This window comes from Vogesella mureinivorans (genome assembly GCF_007644035.1).
In the GTDB taxonomy this organism is placed as follows: domain Bacteria; phylum Pseudomonadota; class Gammaproteobacteria; order Burkholderiales; family Chromobacteriaceae; genus Vogesella; species Vogesella mureinivorans.
On the sequence record NZ_VMTV02001084.1, the window covers coordinates 1 to 277 of the forward strand.

General features: G+C 71.1%; 1 protein-coding gene. It reads right to left on the reverse strand.

Annotation, left to right across the window (positions count from 1 at the left end; genetic code table 11):
• Positions 1-277, reverse strand: a 277-nt coding sequence (locus FLQ44_RS22855; protein WP_147696179.1) for a Gfo/Idh/MocA family protein, incomplete at both ends; no start/stop codon positions are given.

Genomic DNA, 277 nt, shown 5'->3' on the forward strand with positions numbered 1-277 from the left:
GCGGCTGGGCGCACCCGAGAGCAGCAGGCCGCGCGCTTCGGCCAGCGCCACCAGCGCGCGCGCGTCCTCCACGCGCATCGCCAGCGGCTTCTCGGAATAGACGTGCTTGCCGGCCTCAAGACAGGCGCGGCTGACGGCGTAGTGCGCGTGCGGGTTGGTCAGGTTGAGAACGAGCTCGACGCCCGGGTCGGCCAGCAGGCTGGCCAGATCAGGAAAGACCTCGACGCCGTGCCGACGGGCGAACGCAAAGCTGCGTCCGGGGTCGCAGTCGAACACG